Here is a 1,313-nt window from a genome sequence, read left to right as displayed (position 1 = left end):
CGTCTCGCTCGGCGCCGACGGCAGCGTCAGCGCCCGGGTCGCGGGCCGGCCCGCGCAGACCGTGGGCCGCATCAAGCTCGCCACGCCCACGCCCGAGGACCCGCTGCAGCGCGGCGACGACGGGCTGTTTCGCAGCGCATCGGGGAACCCGCTCGCGCACGACGCCAACGCCCGCATGCTCGCCGGCGCGGTCGAGGGATCGAACGTGAACCCCGTGGACTGCCTGGTCGCGCTGATCGCCGCCGCGCACCAGTTCGAGCAGCAGATACGCCTGCTGCAGACCGCCGAGGCCGACGACAAGAGCGCCAGCCAGCTGCTGGGCTTGACCGGCTGACGCGCACGCGCCGAATCCCTGCCCGCAGCACCCGGCGCACCCACCCACCACTTCACTCAGCCCAAGAGGAGGCCGCATGATTCACTCCCTCTGGATCGCCAAGACCGGAATGTCTGCCCAGCAGACGCAGCTCGACGTGGTCGCGCACAACCTGGCGAACGTCTCGACCACCGGCTACAAGCGCAACCACGCAGTCTTTGAAGACCTGATCTACCAGAACCTGCGCCAGGTGGGCGCCAACGCCACCGAGCAAAACCAGCTGCCCACCGGCCTGCACCTGGGCCTGGGCGTGCGCACCGTGGCGACCAGCCGCAGCTTTGTGCAGGGCAGCCTGCAGGAGACCACGAACAACCTGGACGTGGCGATCAACGGCAACGGCTTCTTCGAGGTCACGCTGCCCGACGGCACCCCGGGCTACACCCGCGACGGCTCGTTCCAGGTGGACGCGCAGGGCCACCTGGTGACCTCCAACGGGATGCCCGTGGCCAACGGGATCACCGTTCCGGCAAACGCCACCAGCCTGACCATCGGCACCGATGGCGCGGTCTCCGCCACGCTGCAGGGCAACGCGCAGCCGCAGCCGCTGGGCAATCTGACCCTGTCCGCGTTCATCAACCCGGCGGGGCTGGAGCCCATCGGGCAAAACCTGTTCCAGGAGTCGGCCGCGTCCGGGCAACCGCAGCAGGGAACACCCGCAAGCAATGGCCTGGGCGTCCTCAAGCAGGGCTTTCTGGAGGCGTCGAACGTGAACGTCGTGCAGGAGCTGATCAGCATGATCCAGACCCAGCGCGCGTACGAAATGAACGCCAAGGCGGTCCAGACTTCGGACCAGATGCTCGCCCGGCTCGGCCAGCTGTGAGCGCCCCCCGGATCACTCTGCCCGGAACGTGCACCATGCCGACCGCCACCCTCCCCCCGCAGCCCCTGCTGCGCGCCGGCGCCGCCGGCGCCCTGCTGCTGTGCGCCGGCTGCGCCAGCG

2 protein-coding genes are annotated in these 1,313 nt (G+C 69.9%); both read left to right on the top strand.

All coding sequences use genetic code 11. From position 1 onward, the window contains the following. A partial coding sequence (locus VTU_RS0124495) for a flagellar basal body rod C-terminal domain-containing protein (protein ID WP_010110407.1) occupies positions 1–334 on the top strand: 334 nt, incomplete at its 5' end. A gap of 76 nt (positions 335–410) precedes the next feature. After that, positions 411–1,193 (top strand): flagellar basal-body rod protein FlgG, encoded by a 783-nt coding sequence (flgG, locus tag VTU_RS0124490; protein WP_010110405.1) that lies wholly within the window; start codon positions 411–413, stop codon positions 1,191–1,193. Positions 1,194–1,313 lie beyond the last annotated feature (120 nt).

Origin of the sequence: Verminephrobacter aporrectodeae subsp. tuberculatae At4 (genome assembly GCF_000193225.1) — a bacterium.
GTDB lineage: Bacteria > Pseudomonadota > Gammaproteobacteria > Burkholderiales > Burkholderiaceae_C > Acidovorax > Acidovorax aporrectodeae.
This window is presented reverse-complemented; position numbering and strand designations above follow the sequence as displayed.

Coding starts and splice junctions, on each gene's coding strand:
- flgG (WP_010110405.1), top strand. CDS start 411: ATGATTCACTCCCTCTGGATCGCCAAGACCGGAATGTCTGCCCAGCAG.